This is a genomic window from uncultured Lamprocystis sp., from assembly GCF_903933125.1.
Classification (GTDB): Bacteria; Pseudomonadota; Gammaproteobacteria; order Chromatiales; family Chromatiaceae; genus Thiodictyon.
The window spans coordinates 1-24,118 of sequence record NZ_CAIZIZ010000382.1; the positions used below are offsets into that span (position 1 = coordinate 1).

The window sequence follows — 24,118 nt, forward strand, 5'->3', positions numbered from 1 at the left end:
CGTCACCCTACCGTTCGAGGTCACCCCGGCACCCATCGCGGCGGGACGCCGCTCCCACGGGGGACATTCATCTTCCGGGGTGGCTGATGTTCCTTCCATGGCCGTTAGCCGACGAGGGCAGCCTGGACGCGATGTCCTCCGGCTAAAGCCTCGACCTCCGGTCTTCTTGCGGCCGGAACGATGATCAAGGCCCGCGAGCACACCCGAGTTGACCCAATGCGCCGTGACTGCCAGGTGGTGACGGTACAGATGGCAACCGGCCGCGATGTCGCGGCCAATCTCCTGGAGGCGGAGCGGCTGATCAAGGAAGCGGCGGCGGCCGGTGCGCGCCTGGTGGTGCTGCCCGAGTGCTTCGCCTTCATGGGCCTGCGCGCGGAGGACCAACTTGACTTGCGGGAACCCGACGGCCAAGGTCCGCTCCAGTCCTTTTTGTCGCGGGTCGCCGCACAACAGCGGGTGTGGCTGGTCGGCGGCACCATCCCGCTGGCGGGACCTGAGGCCGACCGGGTCCGCGCGGCCTGTCTCGTCTTCGATGCGCGCGGTCGGCGGGTTGCCCGCTATGACAAGATTCACCTGTTCGACGTGTCCGTGCCCGGCGTCGCGCAGTGCTACCAGGAATCGGCGACCTTCGCGCCCGGCGATCAGCCGCTGGTGATCGACAGCCCCTGCGGCCGACTGGGGTTGGCGGTATGCTATGACCTGCGCTTCCCGGAACTGTTCCGGCGGATGCTCGACGAGGGTCTGGAGGTCCTCGCCATTCCGGCGGCCTTTACCGCCGTCACGGGTCAAGCCCATTGGGAGACGCTGGTGCGGGCACGGGCCATCGAAAACCTGGTCTATGTCCTGGCCGCGGCTCAGGTCGGCGTTCACGCCAACGGCCGGGAAACCCACGGGCACAGCATGATCCTGGATCCCTGGGGCAGTATCCTGGCACGGTTGCCGCAAGGTGTCGGCGTCGTCCATGGCGTCGTGGATGCGGAACATCAAGCCGCCGTGCGCAACACCTTTCCCAGTATCGAACACCGACGTTTGAAATGCGTGCTCCAGACCCGCACGATTGAGGGTTAAGTGAAGATGCGTCGACTGACCCCGCGAGCGGGGTGCAACGGCGCCATGACCAGTTTACCGACAGCGAGTCCGACTCATCCTATGAACGATCCCATCACCATCGCCCGCGACCGCATCCTGGCACCGGCCGGACTCACCGAGTACGACCTGGACCGGCTGCTCGGCCTGCTTGCGGGATCGGCGCTGGATGCCGCCGACATCTATTTCCAGAACAGCCGCCTGCAATCCTGGGTGCTGGAAGATGGGATCATCAAGGACGGCAATTTCAGTATCGAGCAAGGCGTGGGCATTCGCGCCATCTGCGGTGAAAAAACCGGTTTCGCCTACTCCGATGAAATCACCTTCCCGGCCCTGGCGCAGGCCGCCGAGGCCGCCCGCGCCATTGCCGGCGCCGGCCAGCACGCCCAGGTGCGCATCGCCAACCAGGCGGCGGTTCATCGGCTCTATGAGCCCATCAACCCGCTGGTGAGTCTGCCCGATGCGGACCAGGTGGCGCTGCTCAAGCGGGTGGATGCCGAAGCACGGCGCATGGACCCGCGGGTGACCAAGGTCAGCGCGAGCGTCGTGGCCGTTCAGGATATTGTGATGGTCCTGGCCGATGACGGCACCCTGGCCGCGGATGTGCGGCCGCTGGTACGGTTGAACGTCAGCGTGATCGCCGAAGCGAACGGCCGCCGCGAGCAGGGCGGCAGCGGCGGCGGCGCGCGGGCCGAGCTGGGTTGGCTGCTGCTGGAGGACCGCGCGCTGGGGTTCGCCCGCGAGGCGGTGCGCCTGGCCCTGACCAACCTGGAGGCGGAACCGGCCCCCGCCGGGACCATGACCGTGGTACTGGGCGCCGGCTGGCCGGGCATCCTGCTGCACGAGGCGATCGGCCACGGCCTGGAGGGGGATTTCAACCGCAAGGAGACCTCGGCCTTCGCCGGTCGCGTGGGTGAGCGGGTGGCCGCACACGGGGTGACGGTCGTGGATGACGGCACCCTGGCCGGACGCCGCGGATCGCTCAACATGGACGATGAAGGCACCCCCAGTCAGAACACCGTGTTGATCGAGGACGGCATTCTGCGCGGCTACATGCAGGACAAACTCAATGCCCGGCTGATGGGGGTGCGCTCCACCGGCAACGGCCGCCGCGAGTCCTACGCGCACCTGCCGATGCCCCGCATGACCAATACCTATATGCTGGCCGGAACCCGCGACCCCCAGGAGATCATCGCCTCGGTGGACAAGGGGCTCTATGCGGTAAACTTCGGGGGTGGACAGGTGGACATCACCTCCGGCAAATTCGTCTTTTCCACCAGCGAGGCTTATCTGATCGAGGGCGGGAAGATCGGCCGACCAGTCAAGGGCGCGACCCTGATCGGCAACGGGCCGGACGTCTTGACCAGGGTCAGCATGATCGGCAACGACCTCGCGCTCGACGCCGGCGTCGGCACCTGCGGCAAGGAGGGCCAAAGTGTCCCGGTGGGCGTGGGCCAGCCGACGATGCGCATCGACAGCCTCACGGTCGGCGGAACCACCGCCTGACGCCGGCCTGACACCAGTGACCGATAAGGACCTGATATGACCATCACCGCCACCGAGGACACGGCCGAGCGCCTGGCGCGCTTGCAGCAGCACATCGAAGATCTCTTGCGGGAGGCCAAAGACCGGGGCGCCAGTGCCGCGGAAGCGTCGGTCGGCAGCAGCGCGGGCCTGGAGGTTTCAGTGCGCCTGGGCGAAGTGGAGACCGTCGAGCACACCCGCGATAACGGGCTCGGCATCACCGTCTATTTCGGCCATCGCAAAGGCTCGGCCAGCACCACGGACTTGAGCCCGGCATCGCTGCGCGACACCGTCGCGGCCGCCTGTACGATCGCCGCCCAGACGCAAGAGGACCCCTGCGCCCATCTGGCCGACGCGGCCTTGATGGCACGCGAAATCCCCGACCTGGAGCTCTACCACCCCTGGCAACTCGGCGTCGATGAGGCCATCCGCATCGCCGCCGAGTGCGAGGATGCCGCCCGCGCCTACGACGCGCGCATCGTCAACTCCGAAGGGGCGTCCCTCAGCACCCACATGGGGCTCCAGGTCTATGGCAACAGCCACGGTTTCATCGGCGGCTATCCGAGTACCCGCCACGGCTTGAGTTGCGCCGTAGTTGGTGAGGATGGGGACGCCATGCAGCGGGATTACTGGTGGACCAGCGCGCGCGCCGCTGCCGATCTGGACCCGGCCCGCGGTGTCGGCGAGCGCGCGGCGGAGCGCACCGTCGCCCGCCTGGGCGCCCGTCAGATCGACACCCGCAAGGCCCCGGTGCTGTTCCGCGCCGAGGTGGCCGCCGGACTGCTGCGCAGCCTGGTGTCCGCCATCTCCGGCGGCAGCCTCTATCGGCGCTCCAGCTTCCTGCTCGACCACTTGAACGAAGCGATCTTCCCCGATTTCGTGCGCATCCACGAACAGCCCCAGTTGCCGCGCGGGCTCGCCAGCGCACCCTTCGACGGCGACGGCGTGGCCACCTGGTCCAAAGATTTGGTGAGCGAGGGCGTGCTGCGCACCTATTTGCTGGATGCCTATTCCGGATGCCGATTGAAGTTGCCGACCACCGGCAATGCCGGCGGCGTGCGCAACCTCAGCATCGACATGGGTGAACTGGATCGGGCGGGGATGCTCGCGCTCATGGGAACCGGACTCTTCGTCACCGAACTCATGGGTCATGGCGTAAATGCGGTCACCGGCGACTACTCACGCGGCGCCGCCGGATTCTGGGTGGAGCACGGTGAGATCCAGTTTCCCGTGGAGGAAATCACCATCGCCGGTAACCTCAAGGAGATGTTCACGGGGCTGGTCGCCGTGGGTAACGACTGCGACTTCCCCGGCAGCACCCGCACCGGCTCCTGGCTGATCGGTGAGATGACGATCGCCGGCGAATGACCTGGAGCAGAGGCCCGCAGCCGCGGCAACGCAGGACCGCCCGACCATCGGGGAATCCATTCCATGGCGCATACCCCAGTCTACCTGACCCTGCTGCGGGCGTTGCACGACGCCCGCCGTGAACACCTGGCGGAAGAACACCCGGACATCGGATCGGCCGGGACGCGCTGGAGCCGCCGACGCTTCCTCGGCGCCGCCGCACTCGCGGCACCGGCGCTCGCATTGGGTGACCCGTCCGGACCAGGCGGCCCGCAGTCGGCACGCGGCTACAAGGTGCATCGCGTGGCCGTGGTCGGCGGCGGGATCAGCGGCCTGAACGCCGCGCATCGGCTGCTGAAAGCCGGCGTGAACGTCCACCTCTACGAGGCCGCCGACCGACTCGGCGGACGCATCCTGTCGCGCGCCGATGCGGTCGGCCCCGGCCTGGTGATCGAGTTCGGCGGCGAGTTCATCAATTCAGCCCACACGGACATGCTGGATCTGGCACGGGAATTCGGGCTCAAGGTCTACAATCGCGCCGAGTCACCGGCCGGCAGCCGCTACCCCAATACCGCCTTTTTTTTCGGCGGAACACGCCGCGACCCGGCCGAACTGGCCCGACTGCTGGGGCCCTTGGCGGCCCGGATCGCGGCCGATGCTGCCTTGGTGGACACGGACCCGCACCGTCATCTCGCGGTCTTCGATCAGTTGTCGGTAGCCGCCTACCTGGATCGCCACCGCGACCTGATACCCCAGCCCTGGGTGCGCAGCCTGATCGAGACCTCCATCCGCACCGAGTTCGGCAGCGAACCGGAGCATGCATCCGCGCTCCAGTTACTCTATACCCTGCCGCGGGTGGACGGGGACAACGTGGAGGTCCTGGGTGAAAGCAATGAGGCCTACTGCATCCAGGGGGGCAACAGCCAGATCATCGCGGCACTGGGAAACATCTTGGGCTCACGCGTCCATACGGGTCAGCAGTTGGTCTCGGTGCGCTCGGTCCCAGGCGAACCGGTCCACCTGAGTTTCGGCAACGGCCGCGCAGTCAGCGCCGACCAGGCCATCATCACCATCCCCTTCACCGTCCTGCGCTCGATCAAGATCGATGCAGCGCTCCCAGAGCGGTTCCGGCGCGCGATTGCCGAACTGGGTCTGGGCCGTAACGAAAAGATTCTGGCCGGCTTTTCCCGCCGCGCCTGGCAGCAACCCGAGGGTTTCGTCGGCGAGGCCTGGACCGACCTGGGCTTCGCCGAAGCCTGGGATGCAAGCCAGCACCAGCCGGAGCGGCAGGACGGCGCACTGACCTTCTTTCTGGGCGCCCGAGAGGTCACCGAGCCCCTCTCCGCGGACGGCGGAACCACCCAAGGACGCACCTTCACGGAGCGGCTGGAAACCCTACTGCCAGGTGTGCGGGCGGCCGCTACTGATCGTTATGCCTGTACCGCATGGACCAACAACCCCCTGGCACTGGGAGCCTATACCAATTATCAGCCCGGCCAGATCACCACCTTCGGGGACCTGCGCTGGAGTGAACCGACAGACGTCTCCGCCGGTCGGGAGGTGCGCTTCGACAAGCTGGTGTTTGCCGGAGAGCATCTGAGCGAGGCGTATTTCGGCTACATGAACGGCGCCGCCCAGACCGGACGACTGGCGGCGCAATCGGTGCTGCGTTACGCCGCGATGACCGACGGTACCTATGACCCTTGATCCGCAAGGCTGACGATTGACGGCCTGCTCAGGGTTATATAGCCTGCGGACCTGATATCCAGACAGACCCTTGGTGTAGGGGCGGGTTTGAAACCCGCCCCTACGTCCGTTGATCACGTCCGAAGGCTATACTTGTAGCCAGTCAAGCAGATGGAGATCCGCCATGGCCCTGGCCGCGGAAGATATCGAATTTATCAAAGAACATCATTGCGGCCGTCAAAATCTGGCCCTGACGGACAGTGCACGGTTCCTAGGGCCTCGGCACCAACCACTCCACCCGGGTCTCGCCCGGCCCCTCGACCCCCAGCCGGTCGAGCAACTTGGGCACGAGTCGCCGCAGGGTGAGGTCAAGCTCCCATGGCGGGTTGACGATGACCATTCCCGACCCATGCAACCCGCGCGTGCCCCGGTAAGGCAACAGACCCAGTTCGGCAACCAGGATGCCGGGGATACCCAGACCCTTCAGTTGGCGAAGAAACTCCAGACTGGGCTCGCGTTCGATGACCGGATACCAGATGGCGACCACGGCACCCGCCCAGCGATGCTGGATGGTCGTCACGGCCGCGGCCAAACGCTCGAACTCGCCCGCCAGCTCGAAGGACGGGTCCATCAGCACCAGCCCGCGGCGCTGCGGCGGCGGCATCAGCGCCCGCGGCGCCTCATAGCCATCGCGCAAATGCACCGCCACTTGCGGGTCACCGGCAAATTCCCCGCGCAGGATCTGGTGATCCGACGGGTGACGCTCGCAGAGGATCAGCCGGTCGGCGGGCCGCAACAGGGCACGCGCCAGGCGCGGCGACCCCGGATACCAGCGCAATGCCCCATCCGGATTCAGCACCCGAACCAGGTCCAGATAGGCCGCTACATCGGGTGTCGAGGCGGCGACCTCATCACCCCAAAGCCGCCCAATCCCGCCATCGAACTCCCGATTCTTCAGTGCGCTGTCCGACGTCAGGTCATATGAGCCCGCCCCCGCGTGGGTGTCGATCACGCAGAACGGCTTGTCCTTGGTCCGCAGGGCGAGCACGAGCTGCACCAGCAAGGCGTGCTTGAACACATCCGCGAAGTTGCCGGCATGGAAGGCGTGGCGGTAGCCAAGCATCACTCGAACCCGCGGGGATTCTCCGACTGCCAACGCCAGGTGTCGCGCACCATCTCGGCGATACCGTACTGCGCCTGCCAGCCGAGTTCGTCCCGCGCCTTGGCCGGGTCCGCGTAACAGGTGGCGATGTCACCCGGCCGGCGCGGGGCGATCTCATAGGGGATGGGGCGACCGCTCGCCTCGGCAAAGGCCGCGACCATCTCCAGTACGCTGTAACCGCGGCCGGTACCCAGATTATAGGCGACGGCGCCGGGCTGGTCCTGGAGCTTGTTCAGGGCGGCCAGATGACCGCGGGCCAGGTCCACCACATGAATGTAGTCGCGTACGCCGGTGCCGTCCGGAGTGGGATAGTCGTCGCCGAAGACCCGCAATTTCGGGAGTTTCCCCACCGCCACCTGGGCGACAAAGGGCATCAGATTGTTGGGAATACCGTTGGGGTCCTCACCGATGCGCCCACTGGGATGGGCGCCCACCGGGTTGAAGTAGCGCAGCAGCACGACATTCCAGGCCGGGTCCGCAACATGCAGGTCGCGCAGGATCTCTTCGATGAAGAGCTTCGAGCGGCCGTAGGGATTGGTTGCGGACAACGGGAAGGGCTCGCGAATCGGCACCGACGCCGGGTCGCCGTAAACCGTGGCCGATGAACTGAAGACGATGTTCTTGACCCCCGCCGCCGCCATCGCCCGGCACAGAGTGATGGTTCCGGAGACGTTGTTGTCGTAATACTCCAAGGGGAACTGAACCGACTCACCCACCGCCTTGAGCCCGGCGAAGTGGATCACAGCATCAATGGGTTGCGCAGCAAAGATACCGTCCAGGGCGGCCCGGTCACGCAAGTCCGCCTGCACGAAACCGAAGTCCCGTCCGGTGAGCGCACGCACCCGGCGCAGCGACTCCTCTTTGCTGTTGCAGAGGTTGTCGACCACGATCAGCTCGTGGCCGCTGCCGAGCATCTCCACACAGGTGTGGCTGCCGATATAACCCGCACCACCAGTCACCAGAACACGCATCGCCGGTCTCCTGTCGTTCGCGTTTACTTGCGCTCATTTCGGTTCATTCGCGGAGCATGGTCCGCTTGGGTCAAACCCCATAAAGCTTACCGTGAAACGCATCCCATCGTGCAGTACACCCGATTACGCGGCCGGACTGGTCGCGTCGCGCCGGAGGCCCTCGATGCGCAACCGCTGACGCAGCCGCCGCAGTTGTTCGGGGTCCAGGGCATCCGCGAACAGCGGCAGCGCCCAGCGGCGCCAGCGGCCGCTGCGCAAATTCAGCACGACCAACGGGACGCTGACATAGGTCGCCGCGGCCAGACGGGCGTCGATCCGCGCCCCGGAGACCACATCGATCTGCCAGGACCCGTCCGCCAACCAGACGGCCGAGCGGATTGACCAGGGCGCCCGGCGTAGACAATGGACATAGAAGTGATAGACAAGGCTGGCGACGACCAACACCGCAAGGAGCCGGTAGGGCCACCAGGAGAGGTTCAGGAGCGCGGCCAGGGCCGCGGTATGCGTGAGGGCCACGAAGGTCATGAGCCGACGCGAGAACTGCGGCTCAATCAGCAGCGGCGGACGTTCACGGTGAGAGCCCATGTGGCGGGCGGCAGCGCGGCCGACCGGACCTGAGTCAGGTCCGCCGCGGGGTGACCACCGCGACGATGTGCCGCACCAGATCCCGCACCACCGGATCCTCCGGGATACTCCGGGACATGAACCAGTCGCTCAGTTCCTGATCCTGGTTGTCGAGCAGAGCCAGGAACTCGGTGCGACCCGGCGCATCCAGTTCACGGTAACCGCGATCCAGAAATCCCGACAGCAGATGATCCAGTTCCAACATCCCGCGCCGACACTGCCAGCGCAGGCGGCGCAGTTCCTCGTCGGTGACCGGGCCTGGATCGCCCATGGGATCGCGCATAGCGCCGCTCACGGGGTCAGAACCCCTTCTCCAACATCAGATCTTTGATGAGCCCGATGGCGGCGGTGGGGTTCAGTCCCTTGGGGCAGACGTCCACACAGTTCATGATCGTATGGCAGCGGAACAGCTTGTAAGGTCCCTCCAGGGCGTCCAGCCGCTCTTCAGTCGCCTGATCTCTGGTGTCGGCCAGGAAGCGCCAGGCCTGCAGCAGTGCCGCCGGGCCGTGAAACTTTTCCGGGTTCCACCAGAAGGACGGGCAGGCAGTCGAGCAACAGCCGCACAAGATGCATTCGTAGAGTCCGTCGAGCTTGTCCCGATCCTCCGGGGATTGCAGAATCTCCTGCTCGGGCAGTGGATCGGTCCGGACCAGATAGGGCTTAACCGCCCGATAGTGCTCATAGAACTGCGTCATATCCACGACCAGGTCGCGGATCACCGGACGGCCCGGGAAAGGACGGACGACAATGGGCTGGCTGAGTTCGGTGATGGGCGTGACGCAGGCCAGGCAGTTCTTGCCGTTCGCGTTGACTCCATCCGAGCCGCAGACGCCTTCGCCGCAGGAATGGCGGAAAGCGAAGCTCTCATCCTGCTTCTTGATCTCCAGCAGGGCATCGCGCAGCATCATGCCCTGAAATGGACGCACCTCGTAGTCCTGCATGCGGGGCTTCTGGTCGGTGTCCGGATTGTAGCGGTAGACGCTGATCTTCATGCTCGATACCTGATTGAGTTCGGCCGCCCGAGGCTTCCCGCGGGGCTTGGTCCGCGGTGCGGACCGCAGGCGATTGCCGTCGCATCATGCACCATGATGTTCCGGCAATCGCCCTGGGGCTACCTAATAGACCCGTTCCTTCGGTGGGAAGGATTCGACCGTGAGCGGTTTGGTGCGCACCGGCTTGTAGTCCATGCGATCGGCCTCCCGATAATACAGACTGTGCTTCATCCAATGCACATCATCACGGTTGGGGTAATCCGGCCGGGAGTGCGCACCGCGACTCTCCTTGCGATGCAGGGCGGAGACCGCGATGGAGAGGCCCACGTCGATCAGATTCTGTAACTCCAACGCCTCAATGCGAGCCGTGTTGAAGACCTTGGAGTGGTCGGTGAGCCGGGCGTCCTTGAACTGCTCCCGCAGTTCGCACAGCCGCTGGTAGCCTTCCGTCATGATCTCCTCGGTGCGGAACACGCCGGCATGGTCTTCCATGCACTTGCGGAACTCGGCCCGCAACTGGTGCGCGGGCACGCCGCTGCCCTTCTGGTCCCAGCGGGTCAGTCGCCCCATGGCCTCGTCCAGGCTCGCCGGATCGACACTGCGCTGATAGGGGTTCTCACGGACAAAGTCGATGATGTCCTTGCCGGCCAACCGGCCGAACACCAGGATATCGAGCAGCGAGTTGCCGCCCAGCCGATTGGCGCCATGGACCGAGGCGCAGGCGCACTCGCCGGCCGCGTAGAGCCCTGCCACCACCTGTTCCGAACCGGAGCCCACCGGCACCACCACCCGGCCGAAGCGGTCGGTGGGGATGCCGCCCATGGCATAGTGTGCGGTCGGGAACACCGGGATCGGCTCGCGGATCGGATCGGCCCCGGCGAAGATGCGGCTCGACTCGCGGATACCGGGCAGGCGCTTGTCGATGACCTCCGCCCCCAGGTGGTCGAGCTTGAGCAGGATGTAATCGCCGTTCTCGCCGGCACCGCGCCCTTCCTTGACCTCGGTGACGATGGAGCGCGCCACCACGTCGCGGCTCGCCAGGTCTTTGGCCCGCGGGGCATAGCGCTCCATGAAACGCTCGCCGTCTTTATTGACCAGGAAACCGCCCTCGCCGCGCACCCCTTCGGTGATCAGCATCCCCTTACCGGCGATACCGGTCGGGTGAAACTGGTAGAACTCCATGTCCATCAGCGGGATGCCTGCGCGCAACGCCATGGCGCAGCCATCGCCTGTATTGATATGGGCGTTGGACGTGGTGCGGAACACCTGGCCGCAGCCGCCGGTGGCGAGCAGGGTCGCCTTGGCCTCGATCAGCAACGGTTCGCCGGTCTCGATCTCCAGCACCAGGGCGCCGGAGATGATCCCGTCCTTGTCCCGCACCAGATCCAGGGCGAAGAACTCGTCGAAGAAATGCGTCCGGGCGCGGATGTTCTGCTGGTAGAGCGTATGCAGGATGGCATGACCGGTGCGATCCGCCGCGGCGCAGGTACGCGCCGCCTGGTCACCTCCGAAGTCCTGACTCTGGCCGCCGAAGGCGCGCTGATAGATCTTGCCGTTGTCGAGCCGCGAGAAGGGGACACCCGCATGTTCGAGTTCGTAGACGGTCGGGATCGCTTCCCGGCACATGAACTCGATGGCGTCCTGATCCCCGAGATAGTCGGACCCCTTGACCGTATCGAACATATGCCAATGCCAGTTGTCCGGCAGGACATTGGCCAGGGCCGCGTTGACGCCGCCCTGGGCCGCCACGGTGTGCGAGCGGGTCGGGAACACCTTGGAGACTACGGCCACCCGCACGTCGGCGCTTGCGAGTTGCAGCGCCGCGTTGAGGCCGGCCCCGCCGGCGCCGATGATCAGGGCATCGAAGTGTCTGCTTGGGATGGACATGGTCTGATTACCCTGAGATTCCGGCAGTGACGTCGGCAATGACAATCGCCTTGAAGGCCCAGAGTCCGGAGCCGAGGAACATGAATGCGACGAGCGCGAGCAGGACGACCCGCACTCCCACCAACTTCACATAGTCGAGCAGCACGTCGCGGAAGCCGACCCAGGCGTGGGCCAGCAGCAACGGCACGAAAAGCACCAGCGCGACACTCACCAGCGGGAGCGCTACCCAGGCGCGCAACTCGAGATAATCCGCCGGGGGGTTGAACAGGAAGTGGATCATGAAATAGGTCATGAGGAGCGCGAGATAGACCGCGGTCACCCGCTGCACCGCCCACGCCATGATACCGGATGCTTGACGGCTCATCGTGCCACCCACCAAATCAGAACGAGGACCAGCGCCGCCAGGGCGGCGGCAATGACGATCAGGGCAGAGCGGCGCGAAGCGGCCCGGTCGAGCCCGACATGCAAATCCAGCAACAGGTAGCGGATACCGGCAAACAGGTGATGGAGCAGACTCCAGGCCATCACGATCAGGCCCAGGCGCACGAACCAGTGATCGAAAAAGGCCGCGGTGGCGGCAAAGCCTTCCGGCCCCGACACCGCCTTGTCGAACAAGTAGGCGCAGATCGGGATGGAAAGGACCATCAGCACCCCGCTGATGCGGTGGAGGATGGAGACATAGCCGGTGGCGGGGAGTTTGATCCGCCATAGCTCCAGGAATACGGGTCTGGTCGATTGCATGCTTGGCCCTGTGTGGTGTGAGGCTGTCGAGTGCCGGCCCGCGACGGCCGGTGGTCCGCGTCTCAAGGCATCCGATCCTGATCCATCCGCCCTGACCGACGGGCGCGGCACATCCACGAACGGCCGAGGAGACGGTCAAGTTTCGGCACGCGCATCGCGCCGGGAACCGGTCACCCGACACGCTGCCTGCCGCGACAGCGCGACGGGATAACCCGCCTGCGGTCGGGGACGCGCAAAAACCCTGGGGAACACCTGACCAGGGCACCCGGAGCCGTCCGGGGATGACGGCTGTTGTGCGACGCAGCATTGTATCGACCTGGCACGGACCTTAGCAATTGCATTTGTTACAGCCAAGACACTCAATGTTAACTTCAAGCCAATCCCTACCGTCCTCGATCGGGCTGCGTGGCGTCGATTGCCCGACGAATCGAGCGCAAACGATCCTGATCCAGCACCTGCTCCCGCCGTCCGGCCTGACAGAGTGCGCCGCGAAATCCGAGGTACCCAGGTGCAAGCGGCATCAGGGTTGCTATGTCGACCTGGCGTAGCGAGCCGGCAAGTCCGCACAGCAGACTCAATTTGCGTGCCTGGATGACGAAATCGTTCAACTGACCGATTTCCAGGTGATCAAGCAACACTCCGGCCGATTTGTCCGCCGTGTCGAGCATAACGCCGGCACAACCCGCCTCAACGAAGGGGCTGAGGTCACGCAGATCAGGGCAACGGTCGGCAAACAGGACCGCAACCACGGCACAGGTCGGCGTCACCGCACTAATCGCCGACAAACAGGCAGCGACGTGGTGCCGTGTGAAAAAACCGACCTTCACATAGTCGACTCCGGTACCCGCGGTAGCGCGTATCAGTTCCCCGGTGAGGCTGGGGTCCGCGGGCAGGTCGCCGATGGTGGCGCTGACCGGACGGCGTCCGGCGACCAGCGCACAGATGGCGGCGATCTGCTCCAGCGGCAGGGCACCGAGGGCGCCGCGCGCCGGGTCCTTGAGATCGATGAGGTCAGCCCCGCCGTCGATTGCCTGCTCGGCCTCGGTGCTGTTGGTGACGCTGGCGAGGAGTCGCGTCATGACCGGATCGCCCCGTCGGTCGCGGCGGCCTGGTGGGTCGCGATCCGCTCCATCAACCAGCCCCAAGCCAGTAACTCGCGGGGACCGGCGGTCTTGTCGATGGCGATGCGCAGATAGCCGACCTCGTGGGCGATCTTATCGGCGGGCAACCGATCCAGACGGCTCGCCAAGATCGCCAACTCCAGCACCGCTGCCTGGGCGCGGTTGAAGCCCTGGAAAGGATGATGCGTTTCCTGATGGACCGGACGGCAGAACAGGCGGGGGCGCACCGGGTCATCTTCGACGCTCAGCAACTCCACCTCGGTGTGCGCCAGCGTGTCCGCAAGACGCGGTGCTGCGACGCGCTGCGCCGCGGTCACCGGCCAATCCTGCCGCCCACAGATGCAGCCGGCAAAGATGCGCACATCATCGGTGTAGTTGATGACAGCGCAACCGCCGGCAAGCACGTTGTCCAGAGTCGTGGATGGCCGGAAGGGCGCGATGATGATCAACCCGTCCTGTTGGCGGATACCCATCGGGGCGATATGCACCAGACCTCCTGGGGCGCGGGTGGTGACGATGACTTCTTCGATCACAGGCGAATCCTTGATGATGGTGTTGAAGTGCTGCAGGCCGTCGGGTCCGCGGTGCGTTCTGGTTGGCTCAAGTTGCCGCCCGTCGGCGGGTTGGCCCGACCGGGTCATACGCGTCGGCCGGAGCCGGTTCCGGCGGCAGCAGACAACCCCACTGCAGGGGCCGGTCCTGGACATAACGCTTGCCGAGTTGCCTTGCGATCTGGGCGCGGGCCAGTTCGACGCCCAGATAGAAGGCGTGACCCGCATCATGCTCCACACCGAGGTGGGGGTAGAAAGCAAAGGGGTCATCGTCGGTGTGGAATCCGTCCCGATTGAAACAATGGATCCCTTGCGCACTGACCTGAATACGGAAATTGGGGTCGCGGATGGCGGCCGCGAGGTCGCGGATCGCCTCGGGCGTATAGGGAAACGGGTCGCGCTCGTGGATTGCGGTCAGTCCGCCGTCGATCTGCTTGGGTAAACGGCCTTCCTGCCGCGCCCAATGCATGATGCGGCGCGCCCGGTCCGCCTCGCGGATCGCCGTGCGGCAATGTGGGCTCACCTGGGTAGTCAGGACGTTGCCGATCGCCAACTCCGAGATCAGCCCCATGAGCAGGGCGTTGATCCCCAGGGTGTCCGCTTCGGTCAGTTCAGTCAGATTGCCGATGCCCATCATGAGTTGAGCGGCCGGATGGGCGCGGCGCAGGCGGTGATAGCGCACCAATGAGTCGGCGAAACCGAAATGGATCGGGTCCAGGATGGGGTCGGCAAGGTAGGGTCGACCGCTTGCCTCCAGCCGCGCCATGGCCCGCTCCAGCGACGCCAGATCCCCAGGCTGCCGTGGGATCAACACGGGACAGGCGGGGACCTGGTCGGCAATCCACAGGCTATCCTCGGTCAGGCTCAACAGAAAGTCCGCCCCGGCGCGACCGCCGGTCAGCAAATCCTCCGGCGCCATGGAATCCACGCTGACCAGGAATCCCGCGGCCTTCAAGGCCCGGACGCTCGCGTCCAGATGGTCGAAGGCGGTTGCCGGCAGACAGCCCAGGTCGATCACATCAGCACCGTCCGCGCGGTATTCCGCCGCCCGCGCGAGGATGGCGTCGACCGAGAGGCGCGGCGCGTCGACGATCTCGGCGAAGATGCGCACCGCGTAGGCGGACAGGTCCGGCTCCCGGCCAGCCAGTCCGAAATAGCGCGGCAGGTCCATCAGCTCTTCCGGTCCGCGCTCCACCGGGATGCCGAAGTGCGCACTCAAGGCCGCCAGATCCCCCCGGCACCGTCCGGGGATCATGATCCGGTCGGCCCCATCGGTCTCGGTGAGTCGGCGCCGGATCATGTCCGCGGTCATCAGGGCGGCCACCTTCACTCCGAGTTGACGGACCGACCAGGTGGTGTCACCCAAGTCCATCTGCTCCAGCACCCGTCGCAATGATGGTTCAGCGAGTTGGCCGGTGAGGAACAAAATGTGCCCGCTCATGGTTCCCCATCCGCCAGGGCCGCGACCAACGCGGCGAAGCTGTCCACCACGCGGGTGAATGCAAAGCCGCGCAGCCGCTCGACATTCTCCAGATCGATGGTGCGTGGATAGACCATGACCTGACCGCCCGGCGCCTCCGTTTCCATGGCCGGGGCGGTGTCGCAGGCGAAGATGATGCTCGGGACGCGGCACTTGCCGGCCTGGGCATAGATGTTGGTCACCAGGGTGTCGGAGATCCCGCAGACCATCTTGGCAACGGTGTTGGAAGTCGTCGGCGCGACCACCAAACGGGAGTAACAGCCCTGATAGAAACGCGCGACCGGGGGGGCGCTGGCCGTGGTGTCGCGGTAGCAGGTGATGCGTTCGCGCAGGCGCTTGAGGTCGAAGCCATACATGGCGAGCACCTCGGCCGCCGCTCGGCTCAGGAACAGGTCGACATCAGCGCGGGCCTCCACCAGTTCCAGGCATTCCCGCAGGTAATGTCCCGAGCCGGTCAGGGCCCAGGCGAGTCGCGGTGTGTCAGTGGGATGCATAACCCGATGTTCGGAAAATACTCATTCGATCAATCCGGCGATGGTCCGGGCCAGGAACCCCAGGCGTTGTTCCACGGCCACGGGTCTGGTGCAAAGGAATGGGAGCGATTTTTCCCGTTCATCGAAGACACGCTCCTCCAGCACCAGGCGCTGCTTCAACTCATCCCGGCGCGGCGCGGCAGACGGGTCCGGGTCCTGTTCCAGACGCACCAACTGATCGAGTTCTTGCCCCAGGGCGGCGGCGCGGCGGGACTGGTCGCGTGAATAGCGTTTGATGCCGTCGATCAGCTGCCGTCGATCAAGATTGAGTACCTCCAGGACCCCAGCGAAGACCAGAGTAAGCATCCGCTCCTGATCCGGCGGACGCAAGCCGGCAGCGAAAGCCGCGATGGCCGCTGCGGCCGCGGGCTCGGTCGTGGTGGACGGGGTGATCCGACCCACCAGGTCCGCCACCGGCGGCACCTCCCGCCATGCCAATCCCTCGGCCGGCGCCCCGTCCCAGATCACGGCCGCCGCGATCTGCGGGACCAGCGCCTGGTCGCAAGGCCAATCGGGGTCCTGCGACACCTCCTGCGTGCGCCCCGGCGCCACGCTCAGGATGCTGATCGAAACGCCGAGGGTGAGTACGAGCAGCCTGATCGAGGTCATTCATGCGCTCCTGCTGAAGGGATTTCTGTGGTCTGGGATCGCCCGGTTGGCCGGGAGGACCAGATTCTCACCCGCCGCCCTGCTTGAAACGCATCTGCCCCCGTCCCGGATCATAGCCATAGATCGCCGCGGTCAGGAACAGGGCCAGGGCGCCGGTCACGCCCAGGAAGGCCGGCCAATTCATTTGCGCATAGAGCGCAAAGCGGATCAACTCCACCGCCCAGGTAAAGGGATTGAAGCGGCAAATCTCGTAGAGGACGCTACTGGAATCGCGCATCCGCCACAGCGGATAAAGCGCGGAGGAGGCGAAAAACATGGGAAAGATGACAAAATTCATGACTCCCGCAAAGTTCTCCAACTGCCGGATCACCGACGAGAGAAACAGCCCCAGGGCGCCGAGCATGAGCGCGGCGAGCAGCAGGGCCGGCAGAACCAGCAGATAGCCGATGAGCGGCGGCTGTACGCCCCAGTACCAGGCGATGACGAGGAAGAGATAAACCTGGACCGCCGCCACCGCGGCGCCGGCGATGAGCTTGCAGACGAGCAGGTACCAGCGCGGAAAGGGACTGACCATGAGCAGACGCATGCTGCCCAGTTCCCGGTCATAGACCATGGAGAGTGAACTTTGCATCCCGCTGAACAGCAGGATCATGGCAGCGAGCCCCGGGACGATGTACTCCTCATAAAGGATATAGGTTTCATAGGGCGGGATGATGGAGACGCCGAGAACGGAGCGGAACCCGGCGGCGAAGATGAAAAGCCACACTAACGGGCGCACCAGGGCGCCGAAGAAGCGCTCACGCTGGTGCAGGAAGCGCAACCCCTCCCGTGCCAGGATGCCGGCCAGGCAGCGCAGATACTGCCGCGCGCTCAAGGCGGCGCCCCGCCGGTGAGCCGGTTGAAGGCCTGGTGGATCGAGGACGTCGCCGTGTCGGTCAATAGTTGCGCCGCGGTGTCGCGATGCAGCACCCGGCCGCGGTGCAGGACAACCACCTGATCGGCCGGCTCCACCTCGTCCACCAGGTGCGTTGCCCACAGCACCCCGACACCATCGCGGCGGCAACCCTCGCGGACCTGGGCGATGATGGCCTGGCGGCTCTGGACATCGAGTCCGACGGTGGGCTCGTCGGCGAGCAGGAGCCGGGGACGATGCAGCAGGGCGCGCGCCAACTCCAGCCGACGGCGCTGGCCGCCGCTCAATTCACGCGCCTTGTCCCCCGCCCGCTCTGCCAGGTCCACCCCGGCCAGGGCGTCCTCAATGCGGGGCCGCATCTGGTTCATGGCCAAGCCGTGCAGGGCGCAGTGATAACGCAGATTCTGGCGCAGGCTCAGATCGAGATCCAGGGTCGGCTGCTGGAAGACCACCCCTAGTTGAGCCAAAGCCCGCGTACCGTCCCGGCCCAACTCCCTGCCAAGGATGCGAATGCTCCCGGTACGACACAGAAAAAGTCGGGTGATCAGTGAGAAAAGCGTGGTCTTCCCGGCGCCGTTGATGCCCAACAACACACAGAAACCCCCGGCCGGGACGGCAAAAGACACGTCCTCCAAGACCTGCCGACCAGGATAGGCAAAACCGACGCCCGCAACGTCCAGCGCCACCTGACAGGTCGCCCCTGCCCCGCTCACGTCGGCCTGGTACCGCGCGTTGTCTCTGCTCATAGGGTCGGCAAGGTCCTGTCAGACAAGGGTGAGACTCCTCTTTCTCGCGTCGGAAACTCAGGGAGCGACCACGACGCCCCACGGTAACCGGCCGACCGGAACCGTCTTACGAACCTTGAGCCGCTCCAGATCGATCACCGACATGTCGTTGCTGACGCCGTTGGTGGTAAAAAGGCGCTGCTGGTCCGGCGAGAACTCCAGGTTCCACACCCGTTGTCCAACCAGCAGGTATTTCTCGACCTCCAGGGTCGCGGTGTCGATCACCGCGACCCGCGCGGCGGGACCCAGGGCCACGAAGGCGCGCTTGCCGTCGTCGCTGATGCGGATACCCACGGGCTGGATGGACTCGCGGCGCAGCCCCGGAATCTCGAAGGAGATGACCTTGATCTTCTCTTTGGTCGCGGCGTCGATCACGCTGACGTTTCCGCCGATCTCCGACGACACCCAGACCTGCTTGCTGTCCGGGGTGAACTGGGCGACCCGCGGGCGTTGATCCACCAGAACATTGGCCGCGACCTCACGCGTTGCCAGATCGATGAAATGCGCCATGTTGGTGGTCTCGGAGGTGTTGACCAGCCACTTGCCGTCCGGGCTAACCCCCATCCCCTCGGGCTCCACGCCCACCTGGATCTCGGCAACCTTGGAGCGGCCCTCCACGTCCACCACCGTGACCATGTTATCGTCCTCATTGGCCACGTAGAGCAGGCGCCCGTCCGGCCCCAGAGCCAGCAGTTCCGGGTCCGGACCTGATGGGAGGGTGTGGGTGACCTTGAGGGTGGCGAGATCCAGCACCTCAATGTGGTCCGCATCGCTGGTGCAGACATACAATGACTTCTGGTCTTTGCTCAGCGCGATGCCGCGCGGCCGGGGTCCCACCTTGACGGTCGCCTTGATGTCAAGCGTCTCCCCGTCGACCACGGTGATGGTGTTGTCTTTCTCGCTGGAGACATAGACCGTGTAGGCGTCCGCCGCGGCGGGGGTCAGCAGCCAGACGCCGAGCACGGCGGTCGCGGCGGACCAGGTCTTGTGCTGCTTTTGCTTCATCAGTACGCCCCTTTTGATGGTACTCGTGTGCGGCCGGATTCTTGGTTTCAGAACTGGCCGCAGGTGGTCTCAGGCCGGTCATAGCCCAGGGTATCCAGGGTGGAGAACTGGTGCAGAAACCCCTCTTGAGGCGAGACCGATACCAGCACCCGCGGCGAGACGATCAGCAGCGGCTGGCGCAGTTGCCCGTTCCAATCGCGGAAGGACGCGGGCACGCCCTTAAAGGCCGCGAGCCGGAAGTCCGGACCGAGCAGGAAGGCCCGCAAGACCGATGGATCGGCCGACCGCGTGCGGGTCGCCGCCTCACCGACGCTGCGTACCGCCAGCCAGGCAGCATAGTCCACCGGGGTCATGAAGCGCCCGGTTTGCTCGCGGAAGCGGCGCTGAAACTGGGTCGCCCCCCACTGCTCCGAGACCCCGCTCCAGGGGGTCGCGGTCAACCCCTGGGTCCCGCCCACGGGGCGTGCGAGGAAGGTACGGTAGTTCAGGTATTCGCCAAAGGTATCGGACTCGTCCGCCACCAGCAGGATGTCATAGTCCGCCACCTGGGTGAAGGTGTTGGCCTCCTGCTGTTCGTTGAAGTGGCCGGAGTCGGTTCGGGCGGCCCCGGCCTCGAAGGTCCAGGGCTTCTCCACCACGATTTTGGCCCCGAAACGCTTGGCCGCGCGCCGCAGTGCGGCGGCGTAGGCCTGGTCGCCCGGGTGTGGTCCCACCACCAGGAACCAGCGGGTCCAGCGCTTCCAAGCCAGGTATTGGCCCAGCGCGTCCGCGCGCATGGCACGGCTGGGCGCGGTGTGCAGCAGATTGGCCCGGCAGTCACTCACCCGCAGGCTATCGTCGGGGGCGGCGATGTTGAACAGGAGCGAGTCCCGCGCCTCCGGCAGGTCGGCCAGGGCCAAGAGCTCGGGAGCGGTCAGATTAAGCATGAAGAGGCGCAGGCCTTGCCCATGCAGCTCGCGCAGGGTCAGCGCCGCATCGGCCCCGATCGCGAGCCGGCGGTGAACCAGCGCGAAGGTCTGGCCGGTAAAGCGCCCGGTGGTGTTGTTATCCCGGATGCCCTGGCGCGCGCCTTCGAGTCCGTCGTCGACGATGACCGGCTCCAGGGACGACAGCGGCAGCCGTGCTTGGGGCTCCCGGTCGATCAGGCCGATCGAGATCTCCAGCTCCGCCGCGGCCGGGACCCCGGCCGCGATCATCAGGACGATCGCCCCGACGATCAGACTGCGCATCACGCGTCGTATCAAGTTCTCCCCCTTCTGCGGTTGGTCATGGCGGCAGGTACAGCAACTATCCTGCCACACAGGACGCGGATCGGGCGCACCTCGGCCCCGCTTGAGGTTCCGGCCGCCGACACTCGCGCGGACACGGACGCAACACCACCTACAGGTCCGTCGTCTTTATGGATGGGCAGAGTGCAGCGAAACCCATCCCGCATGTCGCAGTACGACCACGCCAAAGGCGGTGTGACAGTGCGTGTCATTCTTGACACATCTGCCAGACACCCGCCTCGACCCGTGCAGGACACGGTCAAGACGCGCCCTTAGCTGCCCAGCGCAGTGAGGCCTGGGGGACGAGCCCCCGGCACGTTATTTGCTACCGCCCAGCGTGCGACGCGCAATCCGCACCACCACGCGCAACCCCGGAGTCTCGCCCTTGAAGAAACTGTTCGCCCTTGCCCTCGCCCTCCCGCTGACAGTGGCAGCCCTGGCCGCCACGTCCAACGCCGCCCTGGCTCACGGACCCTCCCGCAAGAAGGCGTCGGTGGACCAAATCGTCGCGGCCCCACCGGACACGGTGTGGGCGATCATCGGCAACTTTCAGGACATGAGCTGGCACCCAGCGGTAACCAAGACCGAGGGCACGGGCGGTAACACCCCGGGGGCGACCCGCACCCTGACGCTCCAAGGCGGCGGCCAGATCGCGGAGAAACTGGAGAAGTATGACCCGGACGGTCACAGCCTGTTCTATCGCATCGAGCAGGTTGACCCCAAGGTTCTCCCGGTGACCAATTACTCCTCCACGCTCAGTGTTGCCCCGACCCCGGAGGGCGGCAGTCTGGTCACCTGGAAGGGCGCTTTCTATCGCGGTTACCCCAACAATGACCCACCCCCGGAACTGAATGACGAGGCGGCGGTGAACGCCGTCACCGGGGTCTATCAGGCAGGACTGACCCAGCTCAAGGCACTGGTCGAGAAACCGGCGAACTAGGGCACATGAACAGATGGCTGGTTCAAGCGCGCTTGCTGGGGCCGGGGTTCGCGGCCCTGCTGGCTGCCGACGCCTGCGCTGCCGAACCTTTTGCCTTCATCACCAACCAGGGCGACAACACGGTCTCGGTCCTTGATCTAAGCGGGAGCTTGGGTGCTGGTCGGCTCGCCGCCACGATCCCGGTGGGCAAGGCTCCGGCCGGGGTCGCCGTCACCCGTGACGGCCGCCGCGCCGTCGTGACCAACCCGGAGGGCAAGGACGTCACCTTAATCGACACCGTGCAGCAGCGTGTCCTGCGCCAGGTGCCGGTCGGCGAGGGTCCGTTGGGCATTGCCCTGAGTCCTTCGGGTGATCGGGTGTATGTGGCGGATTGGTACCAGGATCTGGTCTACGTCCTGGATGGCGAGAGCCTCGACGAAATCGCCCGTATCCCGGTCGGTGATTCACCCTCCGGACTGGCGGTCAATCCGGCGGGCGATCGGCTCTATGTGTCGGAGCGCGACGATGACCGCCTCAGCGTCATCGACACCCTGACGCACCGCGTCCTGGGGCGGGTCAAGGTGGGTCAACGCCCGTTTGGAATTCAGGTGGACGCCAGCGGCGAGCGCCTCTATACCGCCAACGTCGGCAGCAACGATGTCTCCGTCGTCGATCTGGCGCGGCTGAGCGTGAGCGCAACCATCCCGGTCGGCAGCACGCCCTATGCGGTCGCCCTCACCGCGGACGGCCGACGGGCCTTCGTCACGAATCAGCATGACAACAGTGTCTCGGTGATCGACACCGCGGCCGGGCGGGTCATTCACGTCATCCCGGTGGGCGAGTACCCGGAGGGCATCCTGGTCGGACCCGACAGCCGAGTCTACGTGGTGAACTGGTTCAGCAACGAGGTCCTGGTGCTCGACGCCGCGGGCCTTACGGTCATCGGCCGCATCCCAACCGGCGACGGTCCGCGGGGCTTTGGTATCTTCATCGCCGGCGGCACCTGAAGCCGCAGCCGCCGGGACGAGCGAGCGCGTATCCCGATTACTCAGTCCGATCCACCACCACCGGAGCTTACCCATGAGCGCACCTCAAGACCCACTGAATCAGCCGCCCACGGATTCCGTGCTGCGCCGTCACTACGAGCAACTGCGCGCGGCGCAGAGTGTCGGAGCCGCGCCACCGCCCCCGGCCGCGCGGCCAGTCCCCACGCCTTCCCCGACACAGGCCGCGGTCCGTGCCGCCCCGGCAACGTCGGCCGCACCCCAGAGCAAGGGTATCCGAGGCTGGCTGGGCCGACTGTTCGGCGGCTGAGCCACCGACCCCAAGCCCCCACTCCACGGCAACCGCTTAAACGCGCAAGGTCTCTCCATGCCGACGCCAACAATCGAAACAATCCTGACCGCCGCCCTCCTGTTGGCGGGCACGGCGCTCGCCGCGGCCGAGCCCACGGCGCCCGCACCGACCGCCCCAGCAGCCCAGCCGGAGATCAATCAGGCCCAGCAACTCGTTTTTATGAACGATCTGCTGCGCCAGGTCCCGGCCGGGGGCGTCCTGGAATACCGATTCACCCGTCGCGGTAAGGACCTGCGTGACATTCAGGACCGGGTCAAGGCGACGGTCACCCGCGTGGCGCCGGACGGCCGCCGCGACCTGACATTCGATTTCCTCAGTGAGGGCCTCCACCTGGACTTCCATCCCGCCACCGACTATCGGGGCAACCCGGTGCCAATCCAGTTCCTGGAACGCGACATCAAGGAGATGGCCGAGGCCACCGAGGGCGACATCGGTTATTTCCGCAACCGTATCCGCAACGCGTTCAGTCATCCGGAAGTCCGCCCGGTCAGGATTCTGGTCGACGGCCAGGAGTTGGATGGCACGCGGGTGACCGTCACGCCCTACGTCGACGACCCCAACATCGCGAACTTCAAGACCTACGCCAACAAACGCTATGACTTTCTGTTCTCGGATCAGGTCCCCGGCGGCTTGTATCAGATCCGCACCGCGGTGCCGGCCGACAATGACGCCCCCCCGGTGATCGAGGAGCAACTGACCTTCGAGCGGTTGACCCTGGACGCCTTACCCACCGCGCAATCCACGACAGAACCCCATTGACTCAGATGTACCAGACCTCAGCACCCATCCGCTTCGCCCTGGGGCTCGCCCTCGCGACCGCCCTGTCGACCGCCACGGCGGCCGATTGCCCGGAACCCGCCGCGCCCGGACCCACCCCCTACCCCACCGTGGCCGTCACCGACTATGTTCTCGGCTGCATGATCGCCAACGGCCCGAATCCCGACACCCTGCGCAAATGCGCGTGCAGTTTGGACTTCATCGCCGCCGCCGTCCCCTACGCGGACTATGAGCGGGTCGAGACCCTGATGCGCCTGCAACAATTGGAAGGGGTCGGCCGCAACGCTGCCTACAAAAGCGCCCCCTGGGCCAAGGAGGCCGTCGCCCACTTCAAGGAAGTCCAGGCGGAGTCCACCTTGCGCTGCTTCTGATCTCAAGGCGATGGGCACGCGCCTTGCCGTGAAACCGGGTTGAACGGCGGCTGACGGCCAGGAGCTGTCGCTCACCGCCTCAGCGCGAGCGGCAGTTGCGCAACCCGGAGCGGACGTCGAGGACCCCAATCGCATCGGGACCGAGCGGGAGGCCCGCCGAATCCGATCTCCGTCCTGCTTCGTGATGAGCAAAGGCTGACAGGTTGCGTAAGCAAGACCTCATTGGGACGCAGCGACATGGGCAGTAGGAACGACCTGTCCCCTTCATGTCAGCACGCCTCCCGCTGCCGCAGGCTCGGCCAGATCGACCCCGCAAGCCTCCGCGCCACGGAGGATGTCAAGCAGCAGCGCTTCCTGCGCCTGGAGGAACTCGGGGGTGGAGGTGGTGAGTATCCGCGCGAAGACCTCGA

At 65.7% G+C, this 24,118-nt stretch carries 26 protein-coding genes; 9 read left to right on the forward strand and 17 right to left on the reverse strand.

The window, feature by feature from the left end; genetic code table 11:
* Positions 1-216: 216 nt before the first annotated feature.
* The 4 genes from QZY03_RS20045 (at position 217) to QZY03_RS20060 (ending at position 5,664) form a co-directional block, all read left to right on the forward strand.
* On the forward strand, positions 217-1,068 hold the full coding sequence (locus QZY03_RS20045; protein ID WP_295583934.1) for a carbon-nitrogen hydrolase family protein: 852 nt from the start codon (positions 217-219) through the stop codon (positions 1,066-1,068).
* Between the two features lie 81 nt (positions 1,069-1,149).
* Positions 1,150-2,592, forward strand: coding sequence for a metalloprotease TldD (gene tldD, locus QZY03_RS20050; RefSeq protein ID WP_295583935.1), 1,443 nt, complete (start codon positions 1,150-1,152; stop codon positions 2,590-2,592).
* Between the two features lie 36 nt (positions 2,593-2,628).
* Positions 2,629-3,978 (forward strand): metalloprotease PmbA, encoded by a 1,350-nt coding sequence (gene pmbA, locus QZY03_RS20055; protein ID WP_295583936.1) that lies wholly within the window; start codon positions 2,629-2,631, stop codon positions 3,976-3,978.
* Positions 3,979-4,041: 63 nt separating this feature from the next.
* Complete coding sequence (locus QZY03_RS20060; protein WP_295583937.1) at positions 4,042-5,664, forward strand: NAD(P)/FAD-dependent oxidoreductase; 1,623 nt, start codon at positions 4,042-4,044, stop codon at positions 5,662-5,664.
* Between the two features lie 250 nt (positions 5,665-5,914).
* Here QZY03_RS20060 and QZY03_RS20065 read toward each other — a convergent pair whose 3' ends face one another.
* The 17 genes from QZY03_RS20065 to QZY03_RS20145 all read right to left on the reverse strand — a co-directional run bounded on the left by QZY03_RS20065 (position 5,915) and on the right by QZY03_RS20145 (position 20,246).
* The gene (locus QZY03_RS20065) at positions 5,915-6,766 is read right to left on the reverse strand and encodes a 23S rRNA (adenine(2030)-N(6))-methyltransferase RlmJ (protein WP_295583938.1); all 852 of its coding nucleotides are present in this window, start codon (positions 6,764-6,766) and stop codon (positions 5,915-5,917) included.
* Entirely contained in the window at positions 6,766-7,776 is a 1,011-nt protein-coding gene (gene galE, locus QZY03_RS20070) for a UDP-glucose 4-epimerase GalE (protein WP_295583939.1), read from the reverse strand. The genes QZY03_RS20065 and galE overlap by 1 nt, the downstream gene beginning before the upstream one ends.
* A gap of 123 nt (positions 7,777-7,899) precedes the next feature.
* On the reverse strand, positions 7,900-8,361 hold the full coding sequence (locus QZY03_RS20075; protein ID WP_295583940.1) for a protein YgfX: 462 nt from the start codon (positions 8,359-8,361) through the stop codon (positions 7,900-7,902).
* Positions 8,362-8,395: 34 nt separating this feature from the next.
* Complete coding sequence (locus QZY03_RS20080; RefSeq protein WP_295583941.1) at positions 8,396-8,683, reverse strand: succinate dehydrogenase assembly factor 2; 288 nt, start codon at positions 8,681-8,683, stop codon at positions 8,396-8,398.
* 16 nt (positions 8,684-8,699) lie between these two features.
* Positions 8,700-9,392 (reverse strand): succinate dehydrogenase iron-sulfur subunit, encoded by a 693-nt coding sequence (locus QZY03_RS20085; RefSeq protein WP_295583942.1) that lies wholly within the window; start codon positions 9,390-9,392, stop codon positions 8,700-8,702.
* Positions 9,393-9,515: 123 nt separating this feature from the next.
* A complete protein-coding gene (sdhA, locus tag QZY03_RS20090) occupies positions 9,516-11,279 on the reverse strand; it encodes a succinate dehydrogenase flavoprotein subunit (RefSeq protein ID WP_295583943.1) in 1,764 nt (587 codons plus the stop codon).
* A 7-nt stretch (positions 11,280-11,286) separates the two neighbouring features.
* A complete protein-coding gene (gene sdhD / locus QZY03_RS20095) occupies positions 11,287-11,643 on the reverse strand; it encodes a succinate dehydrogenase, hydrophobic membrane anchor protein (RefSeq protein ID WP_295583944.1) in 357 nt (118 codons plus the stop codon).
* Positions 11,640-12,020, reverse strand: coding sequence for a succinate dehydrogenase, cytochrome b556 subunit (gene sdhC, locus QZY03_RS20100; protein ID WP_295583945.1), 381 nt, complete (start codon positions 12,018-12,020; stop codon positions 11,640-11,642). The genes sdhD and sdhC overlap by 4 nt, the downstream gene beginning before the upstream one ends.
* Positions 12,021-12,403: 383 nt before the next feature.
* A complete protein-coding gene (locus QZY03_RS20105; RefSeq protein WP_295583946.1) occupies positions 12,404-13,099 on the reverse strand; it encodes a (5-formylfuran-3-yl)methyl phosphate synthase in 696 nt (231 codons plus the stop codon).
* Positions 13,096-13,674: a DUF447 domain-containing protein gene (locus QZY03_RS20110; protein ID WP_295583947.1), complete on the reverse strand. Its 579-nt coding sequence runs from the start codon at positions 13,672-13,674 to the stop codon at positions 13,096-13,098. The genes QZY03_RS20105 and QZY03_RS20110 overlap by 4 nt, the downstream gene beginning before the upstream one ends.
* Positions 13,675-13,741: 67 nt before the next feature.
* Entirely contained in the window at positions 13,742-15,133 is a 1,392-nt protein-coding gene (locus tag QZY03_RS20115; protein ID WP_295583948.1) for a DUF6513 domain-containing protein, read from the reverse strand.
* The gene (locus tag QZY03_RS20120) at positions 15,130-15,666 is read right to left on the reverse strand and encodes a flavoprotein (RefSeq protein WP_295583949.1); all 537 of its coding nucleotides are present in this window, start codon (positions 15,664-15,666) and stop codon (positions 15,130-15,132) included. The genes QZY03_RS20115 and QZY03_RS20120 overlap by 4 nt, the downstream gene beginning before the upstream one ends.
* A 21-nt stretch (positions 15,667-15,687) precedes the next feature.
* Positions 15,688-16,314: a hypothetical protein gene (locus QZY03_RS20125; protein WP_295583950.1), complete on the reverse strand. Its 627-nt coding sequence runs from the start codon at positions 16,312-16,314 to the stop codon at positions 15,688-15,690.
* Positions 16,315-16,381: 67 nt separating this feature from the next.
* Positions 16,382-17,188, reverse strand: coding sequence for an ABC transporter permease (locus QZY03_RS20130; RefSeq protein ID WP_295583951.1), 807 nt, complete (start codon positions 17,186-17,188; stop codon positions 16,382-16,384).
* The gene (locus tag QZY03_RS20135) at positions 17,185-17,973 is read right to left on the reverse strand and encodes an ABC transporter ATP-binding protein (protein ID WP_295583952.1); all 789 of its coding nucleotides are present in this window, start codon (positions 17,971-17,973) and stop codon (positions 17,185-17,187) included. Before QZY03_RS20135 ends, QZY03_RS20130 begins: the two co-directional genes overlap by 4 nt.
* A gap of 57 nt (positions 17,974-18,030) precedes the next feature.
* On the reverse strand, positions 18,031-19,017 hold the full coding sequence (locus QZY03_RS20140) for a YVTN family beta-propeller repeat protein (RefSeq protein ID WP_295583953.1): 987 nt from the start codon (positions 19,015-19,017) through the stop codon (positions 18,031-18,033).
* Between the two features lie 47 nt (positions 19,018-19,064).
* Entirely contained in the window at positions 19,065-20,246 is a 1,182-nt protein-coding gene (locus QZY03_RS20145; protein ID WP_295583954.1) for an ABC transporter substrate-binding protein, read from the reverse strand.
* Positions 20,247-20,670: 424 nt separating this feature from the next.
* Here QZY03_RS20145 and QZY03_RS20150 point away from each other — a divergent pair, with 424 nt between their 5' ends.
* From QZY03_RS20150 to QZY03_RS20170, 5 genes are all read left to right on the forward strand, one after another.
* Positions 20,671-21,225, forward strand: coding sequence for an SRPBCC family protein (locus QZY03_RS20150; RefSeq protein ID WP_295583955.1), 555 nt, complete (start codon positions 20,671-20,673; stop codon positions 21,223-21,225).
* Between the two features lie 5 nt (positions 21,226-21,230).
* Complete coding sequence (locus QZY03_RS20155; RefSeq protein WP_295583956.1) at positions 21,231-22,211, forward strand: hypothetical protein; 981 nt, start codon at positions 21,231-21,233, stop codon at positions 22,209-22,211.
* Positions 22,212-22,284: 73 nt separating this feature from the next.
* Complete coding sequence (locus QZY03_RS20160; protein WP_295583957.1) at positions 22,285-22,518, forward strand: hypothetical protein; 234 nt, start codon at positions 22,285-22,287, stop codon at positions 22,516-22,518.
* A 57-nt stretch (positions 22,519-22,575) separates the two neighbouring features.
* Positions 22,576-23,319 (forward strand): hypothetical protein, encoded by a 744-nt coding sequence (locus tag QZY03_RS20165; protein WP_295583958.1) that lies wholly within the window; start codon positions 22,576-22,578, stop codon positions 23,317-23,319.
* Between the two features lie 5 nt (positions 23,320-23,324).
* The gene (locus QZY03_RS20170) at positions 23,325-23,708 is read left to right on the forward strand and encodes a hypothetical protein (RefSeq protein WP_295583959.1); all 384 of its coding nucleotides are present in this window, start codon (positions 23,325-23,327) and stop codon (positions 23,706-23,708) included.
* The last annotated feature ends 410 nt before the right edge of the window (positions 23,709-24,118 follow it).